Source organism: Cellulomonas sp. B6, from assembly GCF_001462455.1.
In the GTDB taxonomy this organism is placed as follows: domain Bacteria; phylum Actinomycetota; class Actinomycetes; order Actinomycetales; family Cellulomonadaceae; genus Cellulomonas.
On the sequence record NZ_LNTD01000096.1, the window covers coordinates 1 to 23,212 of the forward strand.

The 23,212-nt window shown below is 77.6% G+C and carries 11 protein-coding genes; 3 read left to right on the forward strand and 8 right to left on the reverse strand.

Translation table 11 applies throughout. The features are described from left to right. Window positions 1–11 precede the first annotated feature (11 nt). Both recR and ATM99_RS09370 read left to right on the forward strand, forming a co-directional pair. Window positions 12–611: a recombination mediator RecR gene (gene recR / locus ATM99_RS09365; protein ID WP_062102666.1), complete on the forward strand. Its 600-nt coding sequence runs from the start codon at window positions 12–14 to the stop codon at window positions 609–611. 25 nt (window positions 612–636) lie between these two features. Continuing rightward, window positions 637–1,215, forward strand: a complete 579-nt coding sequence (locus ATM99_RS09370) for a DUF5063 domain-containing protein (RefSeq protein WP_062102667.1) — start codon at window positions 637–639, stop codon at window positions 1,213–1,215. A gap of 11 nt (window positions 1,216–1,226) precedes the next feature. Here the strand turns inward: ATM99_RS09370 and ATM99_RS09375 are convergent, their stop codons facing one another. Together ATM99_RS09375 and ATM99_RS09380 are read right to left on the reverse strand one after the other, a co-directional pair. Further along, window positions 1,227–2,018: an AfsR/SARP family transcriptional regulator gene (locus tag ATM99_RS09375; RefSeq protein ID WP_190278812.1), complete on the reverse strand. Its 792-nt coding sequence runs from the start codon at window positions 2,016–2,018 to the stop codon at window positions 1,227–1,229. A 220-nt stretch (window positions 2,019–2,238) separates the two neighbouring features. After that, window positions 2,239–3,558: a sensor histidine kinase gene (locus ATM99_RS09380; protein WP_223304938.1), complete on the reverse strand. Its 1,320-nt coding sequence runs from the start codon at window positions 3,556–3,558 to the stop codon at window positions 2,239–2,241. A 150-nt stretch (window positions 3,559–3,708) separates the two neighbouring features. Here ATM99_RS09380 and ATM99_RS09385 point away from each other — a divergent pair, with 150 nt between their 5' ends. Then, window positions 3,709–4,353, forward strand: coding sequence for a response regulator transcription factor (locus tag ATM99_RS09385; protein ID WP_062102669.1), 645 nt, complete (start codon window positions 3,709–3,711; stop codon window positions 4,351–4,353). Here the strand turns inward: ATM99_RS09385 and ATM99_RS09390 are convergent. The 6 genes from ATM99_RS09390 to ATM99_RS09415 all read right to left on the reverse strand — a co-directional run bounded on the left by ATM99_RS09390 (window position 4,334) and on the right by ATM99_RS09415 (window position 23,194). Further along, window positions 4,334–5,098: a 4'-phosphopantetheinyl transferase superfamily protein gene (locus ATM99_RS09390; RefSeq protein WP_062102670.1), complete on the reverse strand. Its 765-nt coding sequence runs from the start codon at window positions 5,096–5,098 to the stop codon at window positions 4,334–4,336. The two genes, ATM99_RS09385 and ATM99_RS09390, sit on opposite strands and share 20 nt — an antisense overlap. After that, window positions 5,095–6,084: an ATP-binding cassette domain-containing protein gene (locus ATM99_RS09395; RefSeq protein WP_062102671.1), complete on the reverse strand. Its 990-nt coding sequence runs from the start codon at window positions 6,082–6,084 to the stop codon at window positions 5,095–5,097. Before ATM99_RS09395 ends, ATM99_RS09390 begins: the two co-directional genes overlap by 4 nt. Beyond that, on the reverse strand, window positions 6,081–6,296 hold the full coding sequence (locus tag ATM99_RS18940) for an MbtH family protein (protein WP_062102672.1): 216 nt from the start codon (window positions 6,294–6,296) through the stop codon (window positions 6,081–6,083). Before ATM99_RS18940 ends, ATM99_RS09395 begins: the two co-directional genes overlap by 4 nt. Window positions 6,297–6,383: 87 nt before the next feature. Beyond that, window positions 6,384–8,615, reverse strand: coding sequence for an MMPL family transporter (locus ATM99_RS09405; protein ID WP_082659500.1), 2,232 nt, complete (start codon window positions 8,613–8,615; stop codon window positions 6,384–6,386). 118 nt (window positions 8,616–8,733) lie between these two features. Then, window positions 8,734–16,782: a non-ribosomal peptide synthetase gene (locus ATM99_RS09410; protein WP_062102673.1), complete on the reverse strand. Its 8,049-nt coding sequence runs from the start codon at window positions 16,780–16,782 to the stop codon at window positions 8,734–8,736. A 10-nt stretch (window positions 16,783–16,792) separates the two neighbouring features. Further along, entirely contained in the window at window positions 16,793–23,194 is a 6,402-nt protein-coding gene (locus ATM99_RS09415) for a non-ribosomal peptide synthetase (RefSeq protein ID WP_062102674.1), read from the reverse strand. Between the last annotated feature and the right edge of the window lie 18 nt (window positions 23,195–23,212).

Below are 23,212 nucleotides of genomic sequence, written 5' to 3' on the forward strand. Positions count from 1 at the left end.
ACGCTGGCGGGGTGTACGAGGGCGCGATCCAGGACCTGGTCGACGAGCTCGGGCGGCTGCCCGGGGTCGGCCCCAAGAGCGCCCAGCGCATCGCGTTCCACGTCCTGGCGGCCGACCCGGCCGACGTGCGCCGGCTCGCGGACGCGCTGACCGAGGTCAAGGCGCGCGTGCAGTTCTGCGAGATCTGCGGCAACGTCGCGCAGGAGCCGCAGTGCCGCATCTGCCGCGACCCGCGGCGGCTGCCCACCACGATCTGCGTGGTCGAGGAGGCCAAGGACGTCGTCGCGATCGAGCGCACGCGGGAGTTCCGCGGCAGGTACCACGTGCTCGGCGGCGCCATCAACCCGATCGCGGGCGTCGGCCCGGACGACCTTCGTATCGCCCAGCTGATGACCCGCCTGGCCGACGGCGCGGTCACCGAGGTCATCCTCGCCACCGACCCGAACGTCGAGGGCGAGGCCACCGCGACCTACCTGGCGCGGCTGCTCGTGCCGATGGGTCTCACGGTCAGCCGGCTCGCGTCGGGCCTGCCCGTGGGCGGCGACCTGGAGTACGCGGACGAGGTGACGCTCGGCCGCGCGTTCGAGGGCCGTCGCCGGCTCAGCGCGTGACGTCGACGACGACGGAGGGGACACCATGACGACCGACGAGCGACCCGTGGCGGACGCCGACCTGCGGGAGATCGGGGAGGCCGTCGCGGGCGAGTCCCGCGGGTTCCTCACCACCGTGACGGAGGTCGCGGCGGGCTCGGCGCCCGAGGCGTCGCTGCCGCTGCTGCTGCTCGCGCTGTCCGACCTGCTCGCGGCCGGTGCGCGGCTGGGTGCGACGACCGACGTCGTCCCGACGTCGCGGTTCGAGCCCGACGTCGGCCCCGACGCCGACCTCGAGCCGCTGCGTGCCAACCTCGCGAACCTGCTCGAGGGCATCGACGAGTACGTCGAGGTCGTCGACCCGCTGCTCGGCCCCGAGGTCGAGGAGTCGACGATCTCGGGCGACCTCGTGGCCATCGTCGGGGCCCTCACGCAGGGGCTCGCGCACCACGAGCGCGGCCACGTGCTCGAGGCCCTGTGGTGGTGGCAGTTCAGCTACCTGTCCGACTGGGGCGAGCGAGCGGCGTCGACGCTGCGCGCGATCCAGACGATCCTCGCGCACGTGCGCCTCGACGTCGCGGACGACGTCGCCGCCGAGGCGGAGTACGACGCCCTGCAGCCCTGACGCGCCCGCGGTCAGGGAGCGGTGCCCAGGGCCGCCGGCGTCGACAGGCGGCGGAGGGCCTCCAGGCCGCCGCGCCGCTCGAGCGTCGGGTCCTGCGACAGGATCGCGCTCTGCAGCAGGCGCAGGCCCCGGCCGGGGTCGATGCCGAACTCCTGGCGCAGCCGCTGCCGGATGCGGTTGAAGACGTCGAGCGCCTCGCGCTGCTGGCCGTTGCGGTAGAGCGCTACCATCAGCAGCTCGCCCAGCCGCTCCCGGTCGGTGTGGATCTCCACCAGGTGGCGCAGGTCGTGCAGCACGGTGCGGGCGTCCATGAGGTCGAGGCGCAGCTCGACCGACATCTCGAGCGCCCCGATCCGGCCCTCCTCGAGGCGGGCCTGCTCCGCGCGCAGCGCCGCGAGGTCGCTGACCCCCTCGAGCGCCGGGCCGCGCCACAGCGCGAGCGCCGCGTGCGTGAGCCGGAGCGCCTCCGCCGGGTCGTCCTGCCGGAGCGTCTGCGCCCGGTCGACCATCGCCCCGAACTGGAACGCGTCGACGTCGAGCGGGGCGACGTCGAGGACGTACCCGCCGTAGGACGTGCGCAGCAGCGGCAGGGTGCCGCCGAAGCCCTTGAGCTGGCGGCGCAGCCGGGTCACCGCCGCCTGCAGCGCGTTGCGCGAGTTCCCCACGGCCTCGTCGTCCCACAGCGCCGCGACCAGCCAGTCGGTCGACAGCACACGCCCCGGTGAGAGCGCCAGGACGGCGAGCAGGGTGCGGACCTGCCGCGAGCTGATCGCGCAGGTCTCCTCACCGGCGTGCAGGGACATGGGCCCCAAGACGTTGATCAGCACAGCGACCGCCCCCAGTCGTCCGGCGCTCGGCGCCGTGGTCGTTCCCCCTGCCCGCGTCGTGGACATCCGGGTGGTGCCACGCCGCGCGAGCCGCCACCGAGCCTGCCAGCGCGACAGGGTCAGAAGTCCCGGTTCAGAGGATTTCACCCGATCTGATCAGAGTCAGAGGAGCGGGCGACCGGGTCACGTCAGGGTGTCACCCCTCTGCGCCGAGCCGGCAGGGCACGGTGATGCCGATGTCCGTGGGGCCGCCCTCGGGGCTGTGCACCACGAGGAACCCGTCGAACGCGGCGAGCCGACGCTCGATGCCCCGCAGCCCGGTGCCGCGCGCGGCGTCCGCGCCGCCGCGGCCGTCGTCCCGCACGTTCACGCGCAGCATCCCGTCGTCCTGCGTGACGTCGATCTCGACCGAGGACGCCTCCGCGTGCTTGCCCACGTTCGCGAGCAGCTCGGAGACCGCGAAGTAGACGGCGGACTCCAGCGGCGGGAGCGGGCGTCCCGCGATCGTCGAGCGGACCTCCACGTGCAGCGGCGACTCGAGCGCGCGGGCCCGGATCGCGTCGACCAGACCCCGGTCCGCCAGCACGGGCGGGTGGATGCCACGCACCAGCTCGCGCAGCTCGGTGAGCGCCGCGACCGACGTCTGCCGTGCCTCCTGGAGCATCGCGCGCGCGGCGTCGGGGTTCTCGTCGAGCACACGCTCCGCGGCCGACAGCGTCATGCCCATCGCGACGAGCCGCGCCTGCGCGCCGTCGTGCAGGTCGCGCTCGATGCGACGCAGCTCGTTGGCCTCGTGGTCGACCACGTCGGTGCGGCTCTGCGCCAGGTGCTCCACGCGCCGCCGCAGCCGCCGCTCGTCGTCGCCCAGCACCGCCCGCACCCAGCGAGCGTGCGTCCGCACCATCGGACCCGCCAGGAGCAGCCCGACGACGATCTCGACGACCCCGAGCACCGCGGCCAGCACCGCGGAGCCCTGGCCGCTCAGCGGCACGAACAGGTACCAGCTGTTCTCCCAGGCGCTCACGACGGGACGCCACATCCCGAGCAGGACGATCCCCCACACGCCGTGCAGCACGGCGACGAGCGGCAGCAGCGCGATCGCGAGCCCCACCACGGGGTTCACGACGTGCCACAGCAGGTCGCGCCACGTCGCGCGGTCGCCGAGCATCGCGTGCGTGCGCCGCCACGCCGGCCCCAGCCCGTGGCGCTCGGCCTCGGGCGGCAGCGGCAGGTAGTCCTCGGTGACCCGCACGCCGGAGAACCCCAGCGCGAGCGCGCGCTGCCGGCGGGCGTCGGCACGCACCAGGTCGAGCGCGCTCGGCACCAGCAGCACCCCCACGCCGACGACCAGCAGCGTGACGGTCAGCGCGAGCCACAGCACCACCAGCGCCTCCCACACGGCCAGGCCCGCGAGGGCCGTCGCGCGCCCGAGGGAGGTGAGCGGGCGCGCGGCCCGGCGTGCGGGGGGTCCCTCGAGCGGCATCGTGACCTCGGTCCGGAGCGTCGGGCTGTCCATGTCGGCAGTCTGCCGGGACGGCGGTGGCGTCGTCAGTGGTGCGGGCACCACGGTTCGGCGGGCGTCCACCGACCGCACCGGGGCGTGGTCCGGCGGGCGGTGCCCCCGCTAGGCTCGCCCCGCCGACCCCCGAGGAGCGAGGAGCGTCCCGTGCGTGTCGTGCTCGCCGAGGACCAGTTCCTGCTGCGGGACGGGCTCGTGCGGCTGCTGGGCAGCCACCGCATCGAGGTCGTCGCGGCCGTCGCGCACGGCGACGAGATCGTCCCCGCCGTGCAGGAGCACCGCCCCGACCTCGCGCTGCTCGACCTGCGGCTCCCGCCGACGTCGACCGACGAGGGCCTGCGCGCCGCCGTCGCGGCGCGCACGCTGCTGCCGGGCCTGCCCGTGGTGCTGCTCTCGCAGTACGTCGAGCAGCTGTACCTGCAGGAGCTGCTGGCCACGGGCGACGCCGGCGTCGGGTACCTGCTGAAGGACCGGGTCTTCGACGACGTCCAGTTCGTCACGGCGCTGCGCACGGTGCGCGACGGCGGCACCGTGATGGACCCCGAGGTCGTGGCGGCGCTGCTGCGGCGCGACCGTCGGCGCACCGTGCTGGAGCGGCTGACCGCGCGCGAGCTCGAGGTCCTCGCGCTCATGGCGGAGGGCCACGCGAACTCCGTCATCGCCGAGCGTCTGGTCGTCACCGAGAAGGCCGTCGCCAAGCACATCAACAGCATCCTCGCCAAGCTCGACCTGCCCCCGTCGGCCGCCTCGTCGCGGCGCGTCGCCGCCGTCCTCACGTACCTGCGGGGCTGAGCGCGGGCGCCGTGCGCGCGAGGCTCCCCGGGGCGATCCGCGCGACGTGGACGGCACGGGGAGGCCCGCCGAGCGTCGCGACCGCTCCGCGGTGGCCCGTGCCGCCCGTCGCGGCGGGCCCCAGGTCGCGGCACGCGACGTCCGCGAGGGCGAGCCCCGCGGGGCGCGTGCGCGCGTCCCACGACACGAGTCGCGCGGGCTCGTGCGCCGCGGCGAGCACGAGGTGGCGCATCGGGACCGTGAGCCCCACCCGCGCGGCCTTGAGGACGGCCTCCTTGCGGACCCACCGGGTCAGCCACGCGTCGCCGGGGTCCGGTGCGGCGTCGTCGGTGCGCCGCTCGTCGGCGGTGCACAGCAGCGCGGCGACGGCGGCGCCGGGACGGGTCCGCTCGACGTCGACCCCGACGTGCCCCAGCCCGTGCGCGACCGCGACCGTGACGAGGTCCCCGCTGTGCGAGAGGGACACGGACCAGGCCGCGTCGTCGCGCGTGCCGACGACCGCGGGCGGCCCGTGGTCGTCGGCGCCGCACCCCGGGCAGCGACGGTCGACGTCCACGCGGCTCCCGCCCGTGGCGTGCCGCAGCGCGAAGCGCAGCAGGGCGGCGCCCGTGCCCGACCGTGCGCGGTCCTCGGCCTGCCGGTAGCGCCCGGCGCGCGCCCGCTCGGCGGGCGAGAGCCGGAGGTCCGGGTGGCCACCCGCCGAGGTGGACCACACGCCGACGTCCCCGCGGCGGAGCGGGCTCACGGCACGAGGGCGCCGGCCGGTTCCGACGCCCTGCCGGGCGTCGCGCCTGTGACCTGCAGGAACACCTCGTCGAGTGACGGGGGTCGCAGCGCGACCGCACGGACCTGGACGCCGTCGGCCGTGAGCCGCGCGGTGGCCTCCTGCAGCGAGCGCACCGCGTCGTCGACCTCGACCGTGACGAGGCAGCGCCGCACGTCGACGTCCGGGGCGGTCGGGCCGACCCCGGCCAGCGCGGCGGCGGCGCGACGGGTCTCGTGCTCGTCCGTCGCCGTGACCACGACCCGGTCGCCGCCCACGAGCCGCTTGAGCTCGGCCGGGGTGCCCTCGGCCACGGTGCGGCCGTGGTCGACGACCACCACCGCGTCGGCGAGCTCGTCGGCCTCCTCCAGGTACTGGGTGGTCAGGAGCACCGTGGTCCCGGCGTCGACGAGCGCGCGCACGGCACGCCACAGCGTGAACCGGCTCGGCGGGTCGAGGCCCGTGGTCGGCTCGTCGACGAACAGGACGGCCGGCTCCGCGACGAGGCTCGCCGCGAGGTCGAGACGTCGACGCATCCCGCCGGAGTACTCCCGCACGGGCCGACCCGCCGCCTCCGTCAGGTCGAACTGCTCGAGCAGCTCCCCGGCGCGGGTCCGCGCCGCGGCCGTGCCCAGGTGCTGGAGCCGCCCGACGAGCTCGAGGTTGCCGCGTCCGCTGAGCAGGTCGTCGACCGCCGCGTACTGCCCCGTGAGGCCGATGCGGCGGCGGACTTCGGAGGCCTCGCGGACGACGTCGAACCCCGCGACGCGTGCCCGGCCGGCGTCGGGCGCGAGGAGCGTCGACAGCACGCGCACGACGGTCGTCTTGCCGGCGCCGTTGGGTCCCAGCAGGCCCAGCACGGTCCCGGCCGGGACGCGCAGGTCGACGCCGCGCAGCGCCTCGTGCGTGCCGTAGCGCTTGCGCAGGCCCGCGACGTCCACGGCCAGGTCCGCCGTCGTGCCGGTCACGGCGTCGGACCGGGTGCCGCGAGCCCGCGCGGGGCGAGCGACGTCCAGCGCTCCTCGACGTGCGCGACCGCCTGGGCGTGCGGGACCGACGTCAGCTCCTGCCGCCAGCCCGCCGGGACCGCCGCGAAGTCGGGCCAGAGGCTGTACTGGCCGGCGTCGTTCACCAGCACGTGGAACGTGCCGTCCTCGTCGTCGAACGGGTTGGTGCTCATCCGGCCCTCCTGGTCGTCGCCTGCCTGCCCTCGGCATGCTCGTCGCGGGCGCTGACCACGTGCTGACGCGGCCCTGACCCGGCGCCGTCAGCGCCGCGCCGCCAGCGCGGGCTCGCCGTGCTCCTGCGCGGGGGCGGCCGGTGCGCGCACCGGCCGCGTCGCGTTCCCGGGCCACCACAGGAAGCGGCGCCCGAGCAGCATGAGCGAGGGCAGCGCGACGACCCGGATGATCGTCGCGTCGAGCGCGATGCCGACGGCCAGGCCGACCCCGATCTGCTTGAGCTCGATGAACGACAGCGCCCCGAAGATCGAGAACACCGCGATCATCACGACGGCCGCGCTCGTCACGACGCCGGCCGTGCGGACCACGCCGTCCCGGATCGCCTCCTGCGGCGCCATGCCCGCGACCGCGTTCTCCCGGATCCGGCTGACGACGAACACGTGGTAGTCGAGCGAGAGCCCGCACAGCACGACGAACAGCAGCATCGGCACCCAGGACACCACGTGGCCGGTGGACGTGAACCCGAGCAGCGTCTGCGCCCACGTCCCCTGGAAGACCAGCACGAGCAGCCCGAACGCCGCGGCGAGGGACAGCACGTTGAGCAGCACGGTGATCGCGGCGACCGCGAGCGACCGGTAGGCCCAGAACATCATGAGGAACACGAGCAGCAGCACGGCCGCGACCACCACGGGCAGGGTCCGGTCGAGGTTCGCGGTGTAGTCCATGTCGGACGCGACGTCGCCGCCCACGGCCGCGCGGGCCCCGTCGACGCCGCCGACGGTCGCGGGCACCAGCGTGTCGCGCAGCTCGCGCACCGAGTCCCGTGCGGCGTCCGACGCGAGCGCGTGCGGCACGTGCACCTGCACGACCGCGGTCCGGCCGTCGGCGGAGAACCACGGCTCGTCGGCCGCACCGAACAGGTCCGGCAGCCGCGAGGTCCGGTCCACGAGCGCGGCGACCTGCGCGGCGAGCTCGTCCTGGCGCCCGTCCGGCACCCGGACCGCGACGACGTCGGAGGCCGAGCTGTCGGGGAACGCCGCGAGCAGCCGGTCGTACGCCTGCATCGTCGTCAGCGTGCGGGGGTAGTCCTCGATCTGGGTGGCCTTGAGCGACAGGTGCGTCAGCGGGTACGCCATGCCGGCGAGGATCGCGACGGCCACGACGAGCGACGCGAGCGGGTGCGCCAGCACGGGGCGCAGCAGCGCCGGCACGAGCCGCGGCTCGCCGCCGTTGCTCAGCCGCCACAGCACCGGGACGCGCGGCCGGTCGACCCAGCGGCCCACCGTCGCGAGCAGCGCGGGCAGCACCGTGACGGAGGAGACGAGCGCGACCGCGACGACGATGATCGCGCCCGTAGCCATCGCGGTGAACACGGTGTCGCCCGCGATGTACAGGCCCGCCATCGACAGGATCACCGCGACGCCCGACACCACCACCGAGTGCCCGGCGGTGGCCGCGGCCACGCGGATCGCGTCGACGTCGCCGCGACCGGCGTGCCGCTCCTCCCGGAACCGGCGCAGGTAGAACAGCGAGTAGTCGACCCCGACGGCCATGCCGACGAGCACCAGCAGGTGGAGCACCATTCCCGGGTCGGGGACGAGCTGCGAGGCGAGGGTCCACAGCCCGAGCCCGGCCGCGACCGACGAGATCGCGAGCACCACGGGGATCCCGGCCATCACCACGGCGCCGAACACCACGAGGAGGATCGCGAGCGTCACGGGCAGGCTCAGGGTCGTCGCCTTCGCGAGGTCGGCGTCGAGCCACTCCTGGAACTCGGCCCCGATCGACGCGGGCCCCACCTGCTCGACGCGGAGGTCGGGGTGGTCGGCCCGCACGTCGGAGACGACGGCCTGCACGGCGGGCACGTCCTGCTCCGCAGTGGCGCGCGGCGCGGCGAGCACCACCTGCAGCAGCACGGCCGTGCCGTCCTGCGACGGGACCGGACCGCGCACCTCCGCGACCTCCGGCAGGCCGGCCAGCGCGTCCGCCGCCTGCTGCACGGCGGCCTCGGCGTCCGTGGGGAGCCGGCCGTCGCGCGACGTGACCAGCACGTTCTCGACGACCGGGTCGGGCATGCCGGCGGCGTCCGCGATCCGTGCCGCCTCGCCCGACTCGCCGACGCCCAGCTCGAGCTGCGTCGCCTGGCGGGGCGCCTGGACCGCCGCCGCGGAGAACGCCGCGAGGATCACCGCCGCCCAGAGCAGGATCGCGCGGGTGCGGTGCCGCGCGCTCCACGTCGCCAGGCGCTGCGTCGGCGAGGCGTGGGGACGGGCCGTGCGGGGGGCCGGGTCGTGACCGGGCCTGAGGTGAGAGGTCATCGGAGCACATCCGTTCCGCCGCCGGGGCATCGGTGGGGTGCGACCACCCCGCGGGACTCATCCTTCGCGGCGCGACACCGCGGGTCAGTGGTGCGTGCACCCCTGTCGGTGCGAGCCGTCACGTCCGTGACGCGTACCGCGCGAGGCTGCCGGCGACGCTCGTCCCGAGCAGGACCACGACCGTGACCAGCACGACCACGCCCGGGTGCTCGGAGGGGAACGAGCCCGTCGACGGGACGTGCACGCCCCACAGGTCGCGGCAGAGGGTCGCGACGGCGGACACCGGGTTCCACTCGACGACCGGACGCACCCACGCGGGGAAGGCGCTCGCGGACAGCACCGCGCTCGAGAGGAACGAGCAGACGACGAGCACGAGCGCGCCGACGGAGTCGATCGACTCGGGCTGGCGCATGACCAGCCCGAGGGCGATGCCGGCCCAGACGGCGGTGTACACGAAGACCAGGACGACGCCCACGCCCGCGAGCAGGCCGGCGGGCGTCGTGCCGGGACGCCACCCCAGCAGCAGGCCCGTGCCCAGGACCGCCGCGACCGCGACCGCCCCGATGAGCAGGTCGGCGATGCTGTGGGCCACGAGCACCGTCGCGCGGGACATCGGCAACGAGCGGAAGCGGTCCACGAGCCCGCGCTGCACGTCGGTGCTGACGGACAGGGCCGTGGGCCCGATGCTCGCGAGGCCGACCTGCAGCGCGACGCCGGCGACGAGGAAGTCCACGTAGGAGTCCACGCCGGACGGCAGCACGATGGCGTCGCGGAACAGGTAGCCGACGGCCAGCAGCATCACGAGCGGGTTCATGACGAGCCCGACGAGCCGCCCGGGTGCGGCGCGCACGTGCGTCAGCCGTCGTCCCACGAGCGCGGTGATCTCGGCGGCGACGGCGCGCGCGCCCGTGAGCGTCCCGCCGCGGGGGCCGGGAACGCGGCGCGGCGCCGCCGGGGCGTCGGGCCTCGGGCCGGCGGGTGCCGGGTGTGCCGGTGCCGGGTCCGCGGGGGTGCGGACGAGGCGGGGGGCCAGGTCGCGCGCGACCGCCGCCGCCGGCTCGGCGTCCAGCAGTCCCTCGTGGTCGGCGTCGACCGGCACGGCCCGGACGCGCCCGGTGACGTACGGTGCCCAGCGCCCGGCGCGGTCGGCCGGGGCGGCGTCGTCGCGCGTCGCGACGTACACGTCGAGGTCGCCCTCGAACGCCCCGGGGACGTGCGCCACGACCGTCTCGCCGTGGTGCCGCACGAGCGTCACGAGACGTGCGACCCGGTCGTCGTCGAGCCACGGCGCCGTGACCCCCGCGGCGACGGTCGCGGCCGACGTGCCGGACACGCCCGGGACGGCGACGGTCGCGGGGTCCAGCCGCGCGAGGAAGCGCCGCAGCAGCTCGTCGACCTCCGGCAGCGGGCCGTCGACGGCGACGTCGTAGGGGTACGCGTCGAGCACCGCGAGGTGGGCGACCTCGCGGCCCCGCCGCTGCAGCTCGACGGCGAGCGCGTGCGCGACGTGGCCGCCGTACGACCAGCCCAGGAGGTGCACCGGGCCGGTGGGCTGCAGCTCCGCGACGCGGTCGGCGTACGTCGCGGCGACCTCCTGGACCGTCCCGGGCAGGGGCGCCGCCGGGTCCAGCGCCGGCGACTGGAGACCGACCACGGGCCGCGCGTCGCCCAGGTGCTGCGCGAGCGTCGCGTACGGCAGCGCGAGACCCACTCCGCCGTGCACGCAGAACAGCGGGGCCGGGTCCGTGCCCGCGCGCAGCGGCAGCACGGCCGCGAGCGCGGGAGGGGTGGGTGCCTCCGCACGGGTGCGCTCCGGCGCGCGCGGCCGGTCGGTCACGGCCCGCGACGCGAGGGGCGTGCCCGGGGCCGTCGCGGCGGCGACCGCGGCGGGCGTGCGCAGGGTCAGCACGCCTCCCACGTCGACCACGACGCCCGCGGCGGCGAGCGCGGCGACGAGCTCGACGCTGCGGATGCTGTTGCCGCCCGCCTCGAGGAAGTCCGCGTCGACGCCCACGTCGCGCCCGAGGACCTGGCAGAACGCCGCGCGCACGCGCTCCTCGTGACCGGTGGCGCCGGCGGGGAGCGGCGGTGGCGCGTCGGGCAGCGGCAGGCGCGCGTGGTCGGTCTTGCCGTGCGGCGTGGTCGGGACCTCCGGCACCACCGTGACCGACGCGGGCAGCAGACCGGCCGGCACCACGCGCGCGAGGTCGCGCCGCAGCGCGGCACCGTCCGGCGCGCTCCCCGCGGCGGGCACGACGTGCGCGACGAGCTCGCGCGACCCGCCGGGCAGCGTGCGCGCGTGCACGACGGCCTGCGCCACGCCCGACAGCCCGAGCAGCGCCGTCTCGATCTCGGCAGGCTCGATCCGGTGGCCGTCGACCTTCAGCTGCCGGTCGGTGCGGCCCAGGTAGTGCAGCTGGCCGTCGGCCGACCACCGCACGAGGTCGCCCGTGCGGTAGACGCGGGCACCGGCCGGCCCTGCCGGGTCGGCGACGAACCGGGCCGCCGTGAGCGCCGCGCGCCCCAGGTAGCCCAGGGCGAGGCCGTCGCCACCCACGTACAGCTCGCCCGGGACGCCGACGGGCACCGGCACGAGCCGGTCGTCGAGCACCCGCACCACGTGACCCGGCGCGGGCCGGCCCACGGGCGCCGCCCCGCCCGTGAGCGGGTCGCTGGTGGTGACGTGCACGGTCGCCTCCGTGGGGCCGTACAGGTTGCGCATGACGGTGCGACCGCAGAAGCGGTCCACGGTCGGCACGGGGCACGCCTCGCCCGCGACGCACAGCTGCATCCCCGCGGGGAGCTCTGCGTCCGGCGGCAGCGACGACAGCACCACGGGTGGCAGCACGGCCACGTCCACCCGGTGCCCGTGCAGGGCCGCCACGAGCGCGGCCCCCGTGCGCGCGGCGTCCGGGACGAGCACCGCCGTCGCGCCCGCGAGGACCGACGCCGCCAGCTCCCAGAACGACGCGTCGAACGTCAGCGCCGCGAACTGCAGCACGCGCGTCCGCTCGTCGACCGCGAACAGGTCGGCGAGCGAGCGCGACAGCCGTCGCGCGCTGCGCTGACCGACGACGACGCCCTTCGGGCGTCCCGTCGAGCCCGACGTGTAGATGACGTAGGCCGGGTCGTCGGGACCGTGCGGTCGCACGCGGTCCGCGTCGGACAGCGGTCCGGACGCGTGCCGCGCCGTGCGGCGGACCACGTCCGGCTCGTCGACCACCAGCAGGGGCGCCGCCGCGGCGACGCGGTCCGCGTCGCGTGCGTGGACGAGCACGAGCGCCGGGCGCGCGTCGTCCAGGGTCGCCGTGAGCCGGCTCCGGGGGTGCGCCGGGTCGAGCGGCAGGTAGGCCGCACCCGCGGCGAGCACCGCGAGCAGCGCCGTCACGGCGTCCGCCGACCGGGGCAGCGCCACGGCCACCACGTCGCCCGGCCCGACGCCGTGCCGCACGAGCTCGCGCGCGAGACGGTGGACGCGCGTCGCGAGGTCGTCGAACGACGTCGTGGACGCGTGCCCTGGCGGGCCGACCACGAGCGCGGGGTGGGAGCCGCGCCGTGCGGCGACCGTCGCGAACCGCTCGGCCAGCGTGCCCGTGCCGTCGGCGTCCGCGCCCCGGTCGCCCGCGCCGTCGTCGTCCGGGTGGCGCGACCACGTCGCCAGCAGCAGGTCCTCCTCCGGGGTCGTCGCGGGCAGCGCGCCGAGCGGCGTCGCCGGGGCCGCGACGCCGGCGGCCAGGACGCGCAGGAACCGGTCGAGGAGGCGCTGCGCGGACGGCACGTCGAGCACGTCGGTCGCGACCTCCAGGCCGCCCGTGAGCCCCGCGGCGTCACCGGAGGCGTCGTGGTGCTCGACGAGCTCGAGCGCGAGGTCCACCTTCGCGGCCGTGGTCGCCGGCGCGACGGCCTCGACGTGCAGCCCGGGCAGGTCGGGCAGCGGGGCGGGCGCGCCCTGCAGCACCAGCATCACCTGGAAGAGCGGGTTCGCGCCGGGCACGCGCACGGGCCGGAGGGCGTCCACGACCGCGTCGAAGGGGACGTCGGCGTGCTGCTGCGCGGCGGCCTGCACGTCGCGCGCGCGCACCAGCAGGTCGGCGAACGTCGGGTCGCCGGACGTGCCCAGCCGCAGGGCCAGGGTGTTGACGAAGAACCCGACGAGGTCCTCGAGCGCCTCGTCGTCGCGCCCCGCGACCACCGTGCCGACGACCACGTCGGTCCCGGCGCCGCTGCGCGTGAGCGTCGCGGCGAGGGCGGCGTGCAGCGCCATGAAGGGCGTCACGCCGTGCGCGCCCGCGAGGTCGACCAGCGCGCGGTGCAGCGCCCGCGGCACGGTCACGGGCAGCCGGACGCCCGCACCGGTCCGCCCGGCGGGACGCGGCGACGCGGCGGGCAGCGGCAGCACGGCGGGCGCCCCGCGCAGCGTCTCGGTCCAGTGCGCGAGCTGGCGCGCGCGCAGGCTCGTCGGGTCCTGCGCCGACCCGAGACGGGCGTCCTGCCACGCCGTCCAGTCGAGGTACTGCACGCGGGGGGCGGGCAGCGCGGGGTCGCGGCCGTCCCGGCGTGCCGCGTACGCCGTCGACAGGTCGCGCGCGAGCGGTCCCGCGGACCAGCCGTCGGTCGCGACGTGGTGCACGACCAGCACGAGCACGTGCTCGTCGTCCGCGACCCGGAAGCACGTCGCGCGCACCGGCACGTCGGCCGTCAGGTCGAACGGCGCGTCCACGACCTGCTGGACCGACGCCTCGAGCGCGTCCGGGTCGTCGCGCAGGTCCACCACGCCCAGCCGGGCCGGGGGCGGCGCGGCCGGCAGGACCCGCTGCACGGGCCGCGACCCGACCACGGGGTAGACCGTCCGCAGCACCTCGTGGCGCGTCACGACGTCGACCAGCGCCGCCGACAGCGCGCGCCGGTCGAGCCCGCCGGTCAGCCGCAGCACCAGCGGCACGTGGTACGCGCCCCGCGTGCCCGGCTGCTGGGCGAGCAGCCACATGCGCTCCTGGGCGGGCGACGTCGGACCCTCGCCGCGCGGCGGCACGGCCCGCAGCAGCGGAGGGCGTGCGGGGGTCGGCGCACCCGCGAGGTGCGTGGCCAGGCCGGCGACCGTGGGCGTGTCGAACAGGGCGCGCACCGGCAGCTCGACCCCCGCGATGGCGCGCACGCGCGCCACCAGCCGCGTCGCCAGCAGGGAGTGCCCCCCGAGCGCGAAGAAGCTGTCGTGCCGGCCGACCGCGTCGACGCCGAGCACCTCGGCGAACAGCTCGGCCAGCAGCACCTCGATCGGCGTCCGGGGCGGGCCGTCGTCCCCGGCCGCCGGCGCGGGCGCCGCCAGGCGGTTGCGGTCGACCTTGCCGCTGGCCGTCAGCGGCAGCGCGTCCTGCACGACCACGCGCGCGGGCACGCTGGCCGCGGGGAGGAGCGCGCGCACGTGCGCCAGCAGGTCCGGCTCGTCGACGGCACCGGCCGCCGCCACGTACGCCAGCAGCACGGGCTCGTCGGCCCCGGGCGGGGTGCGGGCGACGACGACGGCCTGCACGACCGCGGGGTGGCGCGCGAGCGCGGACTCGACCTCCCCGGGCTCGATGCGGTGGCCCCGGACCTTCACCTGGTGGTCGGAGCGTCCCAGGCACTCGAGCTCGCCCGTCGCGGTCCACCGCACCAGGTCGCCCGTGCGGTACAGGCGGGCGCCCGGCGTGCCGAACGGGTCGGCGGCGACGAAGCGCCCGGCCGTGAGGCCGGGCCGGTCGAGGTACCCGAGGGCGACCTGCACCCCGCCGACGTAGAGCTCGCCGACCACGCCGGGCCCGACCGGCCGCAGCGCGGCGTCCAGCACGTGGTGCGACGTGCCCCGCACCGGGCGCCCGATCAGCACCGGGCCCGCGAGCGGGAGGCCGACGACCGTGCCGGTCGACCACACGGTCGCCTCGGTGGGCCCGTAGAGGTTGTGCACGGTGGCGCCGTGCGCGAGCAGCACCTCGGCCAGCGCCGGGGTGAGCGCCTCGCCGCCGCTCACGACGCGCAGCCCGCGCAGCACCGCGCCGTGCTCGCGCGTGAGCTCCCGCCAGTGCACGGGCGTCGCCTGGAGCACCGTCACGTCGTGCGTCGCGACGGCGGCCGCGAGGGCGTCGGCGTCGCGCACCGTGGCCTCGTCGGCGAGCACGACCGCGGCGCCACGCAGCAGCGGCGCGAGGACCTCGGAGAGGGCGATGTCGAACGCGAACGTCGTCACGGCCAGCAACCGGTCGGCCGGGCCCAGGCCGAGCCCGTCGGCGTAGTCGACGAGCAGGTTCGCGAGGGCGCCGTGCGGCACCACGACGCCCTTGGGACGGCCCGTGGAGCCGGACGTGAAGATCACGTACGCGGGGTCGTCGGGGCGCAGCGGCGCCGTGCGGTCGGCGTCCGTGAGCGGGGCCCGCCGCGGGTCGGCCGGGTCCGCGAGGTCGTGCTCCGCCACGTCGAGGGTCGCGCGGAGGGGGCCGGCCGCCCGCAGCACGTCGAGCCGCCCCGCGTCGCCGACGACGACGCGGGGCGCCGTGTCCGCCAGCAGCTCGGCCAGGCGCGCGGTCGGCAGCGTCGTGTCGAGGTACGTGAACGCCCCGCCGGTGGCGAGCACCGCGAGCATCGTGACGAGCGCGTCGGCCGTCCGGGGCAGCGCGAGCGCGACGACCTCGCCCGGCCCGACCCCGTGCCCCACGAGGGCGCGCGCGAGCGCCCACGCACGCGCGTGCAGCTCGCCGGCGGTCAGCCGGGTCCCGCCCGCCACGAGCGCGAGGCCCTCCGCGTGCGCGTGCGCCGCCTCGACCAGCAGCTCGGTGGGGAGCGCGCCCCGCCACGCCGGCGCGCCGTCGGCCCAGGCCGTCACGGCCGCGAGCTGCGCGGGAGCGGTCACGGGCACGGCCGCGAGCGGTGCGGCGTCGTCGAGCTCGGGCAGGCGGCGCAGCACGTGCGCCCACCGCGCGAGGGCGCCGCGGGCGAGGTCGTCCGGGACGTCCCCGTGGTGCTCGATCCGCAGGTCGAGGCCGTCCTGCGTCGGCAGCGCCGTCACCGTGACGGCGTACCCCGTGGACGCGTGCACCTGCGCCGAGCGCACGAGGCCTGCCGGTGTGCCCGCGTCGTGCCCGCGCGCACCCAGGTGGTTCTGCACCGCGAGCATCGAGTCGAACAGCGGCCCCCCGCCGGCCACCCGCAGGATGCGGGCGAGACCGTGGTGCCGGTGCTCGAGCAGCCGGGCCTGCGCGTCCTGCAGGGCCGCGAACGCGTCGACGGCGCGCGTGCGGGGGTCGAGCCGGACCCGTACCGGGAACGTCGTCGCGACCAGTCCGACGGCGTCCTCGAGACCCTCGACGGGCACGCCCCGGCCGGAGTCGACCTGGCCGAACACGACGTCGTCCTGGCCGGTGAGCTGGCCCAGCACCACGGCCCAGGCCCCCTGCAGCACCGTCCCGACCGTCAGCTCGTGGTCCCGGGCCCACCCGCCGAGCGCCGCGGCCGCGGCGTCGTCGAGGTGCTCGACGTGCGTCCCGGGGACCCCGTCGCCCCCGCCCGCGAGCACCGTCGGCACCGACGTCCCGGCCAGCGCGTCGGCCCAGGCGCGGTCCGACACCGCCTGGTCGCGCGCCGCGAGCCAGCCGAGGAACGCCGCGTGCGTGCGGTCGACGGGGGCGTCGGGCGCGCCCGCGTAGGCCTCGGTGAGCGCGTCGACGAGCAGCGGCAGGGACCAGCCGTCGACGACGATGTGGTGCAGCGTGAGCAGCAGTCGCCCGGTCCCGTCGGGCCGCCGCAGGAGCGTCGCACGGACGGCCGGCGGCTCGCGCAGGTCGAAGGGGGCCGCCCGGTCCTCCCGCGTGCGCCGGTCGACCTCGAGCTCGACCTGCGCCGCGGTCGCGCCCGCGACGTCCACGGCGCACCACGGCACGGCCACGGCGGGGACGACGACCTGCACGGCGGTCCCGTCGCGCCGTCGCCGGAAGCACGCGCGCAGGTTCGGGTACCGCCGCAGCACCGCGTCGACGGCGGCCCGCAGGCGGGCCTCGTCGACGTCGTCGGCCAGGTCGGCGACCAGCTGCAGCACGTACGGGTCGGGCCGGTCCTCCCGGAGGGACGCCTCGAACAGCAGCCCCTCCTGCAGGGGGGTCAGCGGCAGGTACTCGTTGCGCTCGGCGGTGACGGACATCCGGATCTCCTCAGAAGCCGAGCTCGGAGTCGAGCTCGTCGAGCTCGGCGGCGGTCGGGGTGGCGAGCAGCGGCTCCGCGCTGCGGGGTGACGGCGCGGTGGGTGCCGCGCCCGGCAGCGCCGCGGCCAGCGCGGCCGGCGTGCGGTGCGTGAACAGGTCGGGCGGCGCGACCTGCAGGCCGTGCGCGCGCAGCGCGGCGACCACGTGGATGGCGGCGATCGAGTCGCCGCCGAGCAGGAAGAAGTTGTCGTCGGGCCCGACCTCCGCGTGCCCGAGCACCTGGGCGAACGCGGCGCGCACGAGCGACTCGGCGCCCGCCAGGGCGAGCGTGTCGGCGCGCGGCGCGGCGGCGCGGGCCGGTGCGGGCCCGGGCCGCGCGGGCCGCGGCGCCACCGGTGCGTCCGCGGCGGTCCCCGCCCGCAGCGCGGCGGGCACCGCGTCCGCGACGAGGTCGTCGAGCGCCGCGTGCAGCGACGCGACGACCCGGGCGGCGTCCGGCCGTCCGACCCGGTCCGGCTGGTGCTCGACCCGCAGCGCCAGGGTGCGGCCGGGCACGGCCACCAGGCTGAGCGGGAAGTGCCGGGCGTCGTGCGTGCGTGCCCGCTCGACGCGCAGGCCCCCCGACGTGCGCCCCTCGACGCTCTCGCCGGTGGGGAAGTTCTCCACCACCACGGTCGTGTCGAACGCCTCGCCCGATCCGGCCAGGCCCGGGACGCCGGCGAGCACCGGCCCCAGCGGGACGTGCGCGTGCTCGCGCAGCTCCGCCAGCTCCGCCTGGACGCGCCGCACGAGCGCCGCGGCGTCCTCGTCCGCCCGGTGGCGGACCCGGACGGGCAGGGTCGCCAGGAACATCCCGATCGTGTCCTCGACGCCCGCGACGTCGGCCGGGCGGGTCGACACGGTCGTGCCGAGCAGCACGTCGCGCCGCCCGGTGACCGTCGCGAGCACGGACGCCCACGCGACCAGGACGACGGTCGTGACCGTCACGCCGTGCGCCCGCGCCCAGGCCGTGACGCGCGCGGTCGCCGCGTCGTCGAGGTCGACCGTCGTGCGCTCGACGGTCCCCGCCGCGGGTGCGGCCCCGCGCGGCGCCGGTGCGACGAGCGTCGGCCCGTCGACGCCGTCGAGCGCCGCGCGCCACACGGCGGTGGCCGCGTGCCCGTCGTGCCGCGCGAGGTGGGCGAGGACCCGCCGCGCGGGTGGGCGTGGCGCGGGCGTCGTCCCGGCGTGGCGGGCCAGGAGATCCTCGACCAGCAGCGGCATCGACCACCCGTCGACGAGCACGTGGTGCAGCGTCAGGACGAGGCGGTGCCGGTCCGGTCCGAGGGGCACGAGACGGGTCCGCACCGCGGGGCCGCCGGCGAGGTCGAAGCGTTCCCGCAGGTCGCGCGCGGCGAGGACCTCCGGGTCGCCGGGGGTCGTGGGCAGCGGCACGTGACGGCCCTCCCGCAGCACCAGCACGGGGGAGCCCGCCGCCGTGAACAGCACCTGCCCGCCGAGCACGGGGTCCGCGGCGACGGCCGCGTCCAGCGCGGCCCCGAGCCGGTCCGCGTCGAGCGGCCCGACGAGGTCGGCGGCGACCTGCAGCAGGTACGGGTCGGGTCGGGCGTCGTCGGGCTGCGCGTGCAGCAGCATGCCGCGCTGGAGGGGCGAGAGCGGCAGCACGTCGAGCACGGCGGTGCCCGGCTCGTGCGCCGCGAAGGCGTGCAGGTCGGCGTCGGTGACGTCCACGAGGGGCACGTCGGCGGGCACCGGGACCCGGTTCGCCGGGCGGTCGGCCGTGGCGACGAGGTCGACGAGCGCCTGTTCCCACGCCGTCGCGACCGCCCGCACCTCGTCGCCGGGGACGAGGTCGGGTGCGTGCAACCACTCCGCGACGAGGCGCGGCCCGTCGGGCCCGTCCTCGGTCGTGGCGGTGACGGCGAGCGCGTGCCGCAGCGGCATCCCCGGGTCGGTGGTGGTCGCGACCGCGCCCGCGGGTCCGAGCGGCTCGAACTCCCAGGGGGCGCGTGCGGCGTCCGTGGCGAACCGGCCCAGGTAGTTGAAGCCCAGCGCCGGGACGTCCGCCCCGAGCAGGAGGTGGCCCTGCGGGTGCTGGTGCCGCAGCGCGCCGTGGCCGGACCCGTGGCGCGGCAGCGTGCGGAGCTGCTGGTGCACCGCCTTGACCGCCGCCGTGAGCGTGTCGGCGCGGCTCGCGCCCGGCGTGGCGGGACCGCTCGTCGGCAGGGCGACCGGGAACGTCGAGGTGAACCAGCCGACGGTGCGGCCGACGTCGAGACCGGGGTGCCCGGGCAGCTCCTCGCGGCCGTGCCCCTCGAGCTCGACCGTCGTGGCCAGGGGCCGCCCGCCGCGCGCGCGGGCGACGTCGGCGAGCGCGACGGCGAGCGCGCCCAGCAGGAGGTCGTTGATGTCGGCGCGGTAGCGGGCCGGGCACGTGGTGACCAGGGCGGCCGTGACGTCGGTCCCGAGCGCCGTGCCGACGCGGCACGCGTCGCGGTGCACGTGCCGCGCGTCGGGCCGCGGCGCGTCGGCGTCCGCGTCGACCGCGCGCCACGTCACGACCTCGTCGTCGAGCGCACCCGCGCGCGTCGCCGCACCCTGCGCGGCGACGAAGTCCGCGAACCCCGTGGCCTCGGGCTCGACGACGACCGGCTCGCCCCGCAGGTGCTGGTCCCAGGCGCGGGAGAGCTCGTCGCGCAGCACGCGCCACGAGACCCCGTCCACGACCAGGTGGTGCAGCGCGAGGAGCAGGCGCGGCCGCACGCCCGGCAGCAGGACCGCCTGCCAGACCACGCCGTCCGCCGGTGACAGGCGCGTCCCCGCCGCCGTGACCTCGGCCGCGACGTCGGCGTCGGGCGGGGCGGTGCGCACCCGGGCGGCGACGTCCGCCGCGGTCCCGGCGGGCCCGGTGCGGTGGGTCCACACGCCCGGTGCGGTCTGCTGCACCCGCAGCCCCAGCAGCGGGTGCACGGCCAGCACGGCCGTCAGCACGCGGGTGAGGGAGTCGGCGTCGAGCGCGGCGGGGACCGCGAGCACCGTCGCCTGGCCGTACGAGGCGGCGACGCCGCGGACGTCACCGGTGGACGCCGCGAGGTCGGCCGCGGCGGGCCACGGCTCGACGACGCGCACCGCCGGCGGTGCGGCGGAGGCCGCCGGGCCGGGACGCGTGGTGCTGCCGGACGCGTGCGCGATGGCGCGCGCGGTGCCCAGCTCGAAGACGGCGCGCGGCGTGGTGACCCTGCCGCGGCGTCGCAGCGCGGAGACGACCTGGATGGCGGCGATCGAGTCGCCCCCGACCGCGAAGAAGTCGTCGTCGGGGCCGACGTCCGGCTGCGCGAGCACCTCGGCGAGCACGCGGCGGACGTCCTCCACCGCCGCGCCGGCGCCCGCGACGGTCGTGGGCGCCGCCGCTGCGCCGCGGCCGTGCGGCGCCGGCTCGTGGTGCGGCGCCGGCTCGCCGTGCGGAGCGGGGGTCGCACCGAGCGCCGCGCGGTCCACCTTGCCGTGCGGCGTGAGCGGCAGCGCGTCGAGCGCGAGCCACCCGGCGGGCACCATGTGCTCCGGCAGGAGCGTCGTGACCTCGCGCCGCAGCGCGTCCAGGTCGGCGCGGGCGCGCGCGCCGACGACGTACGCGTCGAGCCGCGTCAGCCCCGCCCGTGCGCGTGCCAGCACCGCGGCGTCGTCGACGCCCTCGAGGCTCCGCAGCACGGCCTCGATCTCGCCCAGCTCGACCCGCTGGCCGCGGACCTTCACCTGGTGGTCGCGCCGCTCGACGAACTCGAGCTGCCCGTCCGGCGTCCAGCGGACGTGGTCGCCGGTGCGGTACAGGCGCGCACCCGGTGCGCCGAACGGGTCCGCGACGAACGTGCGCGCGGTCCGGGCGGGGTCGCCGAGGTACCCGGCGCCGACGGCCTCGCCGCCGACGTAGAGCTCGCCGACCGCCCCGGGGTGCACCGGGGCGAGACCCGGCCCGAGCACCCACAGGGAGGTGTTGCGGATCGGCACGCCGACCGGCGTGCGCCGCCCCGGCGGGGTGCTGCCCGTGACCACGGCGTGCGCCACGTCGTCGGAGCACTCGGTCGGCCCGTAGGCGTTCACCAGCGGCACCGCCGGGTGCCGTGACGTCCACCGGTGGGCGAGGTCGACGGGCAGCGCCTCGCCCGTGACCATGAGCCAGCGCAGCGACGCCAGCTGCGGACCCGGCGTCCCCCACAGGTCGAGGGTCGCCCTGAGCAGGGACGGGACGACCTCGAGCACGGTGACGGCGTCGTCGGCGACGACCGCGGCGAGCGCGTCGGGGTCGGCCGCCGTCGCGGGCGGCACGCACCGCACGCTCGCACCGACGACGAGCGGCGCGAGCATCTGCCAGATCGCGACGTCGAAGGTCAGGGGCGCGTTCTGCACCACGCGGTCGGCGGGGACGAGCCCCAGCAGGTCCTGCTTCGCGTCCAGGTGGTTGAGCAGCCCCCCGCGGTGCACCATCGCGCCCTTGGGGCGGCCCGTCGTGCCCGAGGTGAACAGCACGTAGGCGACGTCGTCCGGGCCGCCGCGCACGGGCAGCGGGGGCGTCCCCGCCGGGGTCTGCGCGTCCGCGAGGTCGACGACCCGCGGGCGTGCGGGTGCGGGCAGGAGCGCGAGCACCTCGTCGACGCGTGCGCGGCCCGCGGCGTCGACGAGCAGCACGTCGGCGCCGCAGTCGGCCAGCAGGGCGGCGCACCGGGCGGCGGGCGCCCGCACGTCGAGCGGGACGAACGCGGCACCGGCGCCGAGCAGCCCGAGGACACCGGCGACGACGTCGCGGCCGGGTGCGGCGAGCAGCGCGCCGACCCGTCCCCGCGCGGACCCGCCCTCGTCGGGCAGCACGGCCCGTGCGACGCCGTCGGCGTGCCGTACCAGGGCGGTGTAGTCGACGACGCCGCGCTCGTCCACGACCGCCGCGGCGGCGCCGTCACGGGCCGCCGCGCGGCGCACCCGCTCCACGACGCCGTCGGGCGCGCGGGGTGCGCGCCGGGGACCCAGGTGGACCCCCGCGTCGTCGTGCGGCGCGGACGGGGCGGCGTGCGGCACGGCGGGCACCCGGCCCAGGGGCGTGGTGCCGGCCGCGGCCGCGAGCCGCTCGAGGTGGTCGGCGACGCCCGCGGCGTGCGACGCCAGCTCGGCGGCCGTGTAGCGCGCCGGGTTGCCGTTCAGGTGCAGCTCGAGCCCGCCGTCCGCGGCGTCGAGCACCGTCACCATGAGGTCGTCCACGATGCCGGTGGACAGGTTGTGCAGCGTCGCGCGCGCGGGGCCCATGTCGAGCCGGGCGGCCTGCGGCAGCACGTTGACGTAGGGGCCGAACCCCCTCCGGTCGCCGGCCGGCAGGCCCGCCGCGCGGCGCACGTCCTCGGCGCGGTACCGCTGGTGCGCGACGGTCGCCAGGACGTCGCGGGCGACCTGCTGCAGCAGCTGCCCGCGGGTCACGCGGGGGCTCGCGTCGACCCGCAGCGGCAGGTAGTTCGCCACCATGCCGGGCACGGCGCGGGTGCGCGGCCCGACGCGCGCGGTCACGGGCAGGGTCAGCGTCGCGCTCCCGCTGCCGGCGGCGCCCGCGAGGTACGCGCCGACGCCCGCGATCGCGAACCCGGCCCACGTGACGTCGGCCTCGCGGGCGGCGCGCCGCAGCGCGGCGGCGCGCGCGGGAGGCAGCGTCGCGCTGCGGCGCAGGTGCGCCCGGCCGGCCGACGCCGGCTCCTGGGAGAGGGTCAACGGGTCACCGAGGGCGCTCGCCCGGGCCTGCCAGAACCGCGCGTCCGCGGCGTGCGCCGCGGACCGGGCGTACGCCTCCTCGGCGTCGAGCAGCACCGCGAGCGGGGGCAGGGCGCCGGCGGTGACGTCCTCGCCCGCGAGCAGCCCCCGGTAGATCGCCGCGAGCCGCGCGTAGAGCGGGACCCGGCTCCAGCCGTCGCACAGCAGGTGGTGCATCGTGAGGTGGCACAGGTGCCGTTCGGGTCCCAGCACGTACAGCGTCGCCCGCACGAGCGGCGGCGTGGCGAGGTCGAACCGGCGGTCCTGCTCGGCCCGGCTCGCCGCGAGCGCGGCCGCGTGCGCGCCGTCGCCGTGCGCCCGCAGGTCCACGACCTCGAGGGGCACCGTGAGGTCGTCCCGCACGGTCTGCACGGGCCCGCCCTCCGCGTCGGAGGGCGCGGCGCGCAGCGTCTGCGCCTCACGCACGAGCTGCGCGAACGTCCGGCGCAGGGTCGGCACGTCGAGCGGGCCGGTGACGTCGAGGTGGTCGCCCATCGTGTGCAGCACGCCGTCGGAGAAGGCCTCGTCGAACCAGATGGTGCGCTGCGCGGCGGTCAGCGCGCGGGCCGCGCCGCGCGCGGCCGTGGGTGGCGCGGCCGCGGGGGCCGGCGGGGGCAGTGTCGTCACGTCGGGGTCCAGTTCGGT

Coding starts and splice junctions, on each gene's coding strand:
- ATM99_RS09370 (WP_062102667.1), top strand. CDS start 637: ATGACGACCGACGAGCGACCCGTGGCGGACGCCGACCTGCGGGAGATC.
- ATM99_RS09375 (WP_190278812.1), bottom strand. CDS start 2,018: ATGTCCCTGCACGCCGGTGAGGAGACCTGCGCGATCAGCTCGCGGCAG.
- ATM99_RS09380 (WP_223304938.1), bottom strand. CDS start 3,558: ATGGACAGCCCGACGCTCCGGACCGAGGTCACGATGCCGCTCGAGGGA.
- ATM99_RS18940 (WP_062102672.1), bottom strand. CDS start 6,296: ATGAGCACCAACCCGTTCGACGACGAGGACGGCACGTTCCACGTGCTG.
- ATM99_RS09405 (WP_082659500.1), bottom strand. CDS start 8,615: ATGACCTCTCACCTCAGGCCCGGTCACGACCCGGCCCCCCGCACGGCC.
- ATM99_RS09410 (WP_062102673.1), bottom strand. CDS start 16,782: ATGTCCGTCACCGCCGAGCGCAACGAGTACCTGCCGCTGACCCCCCTG.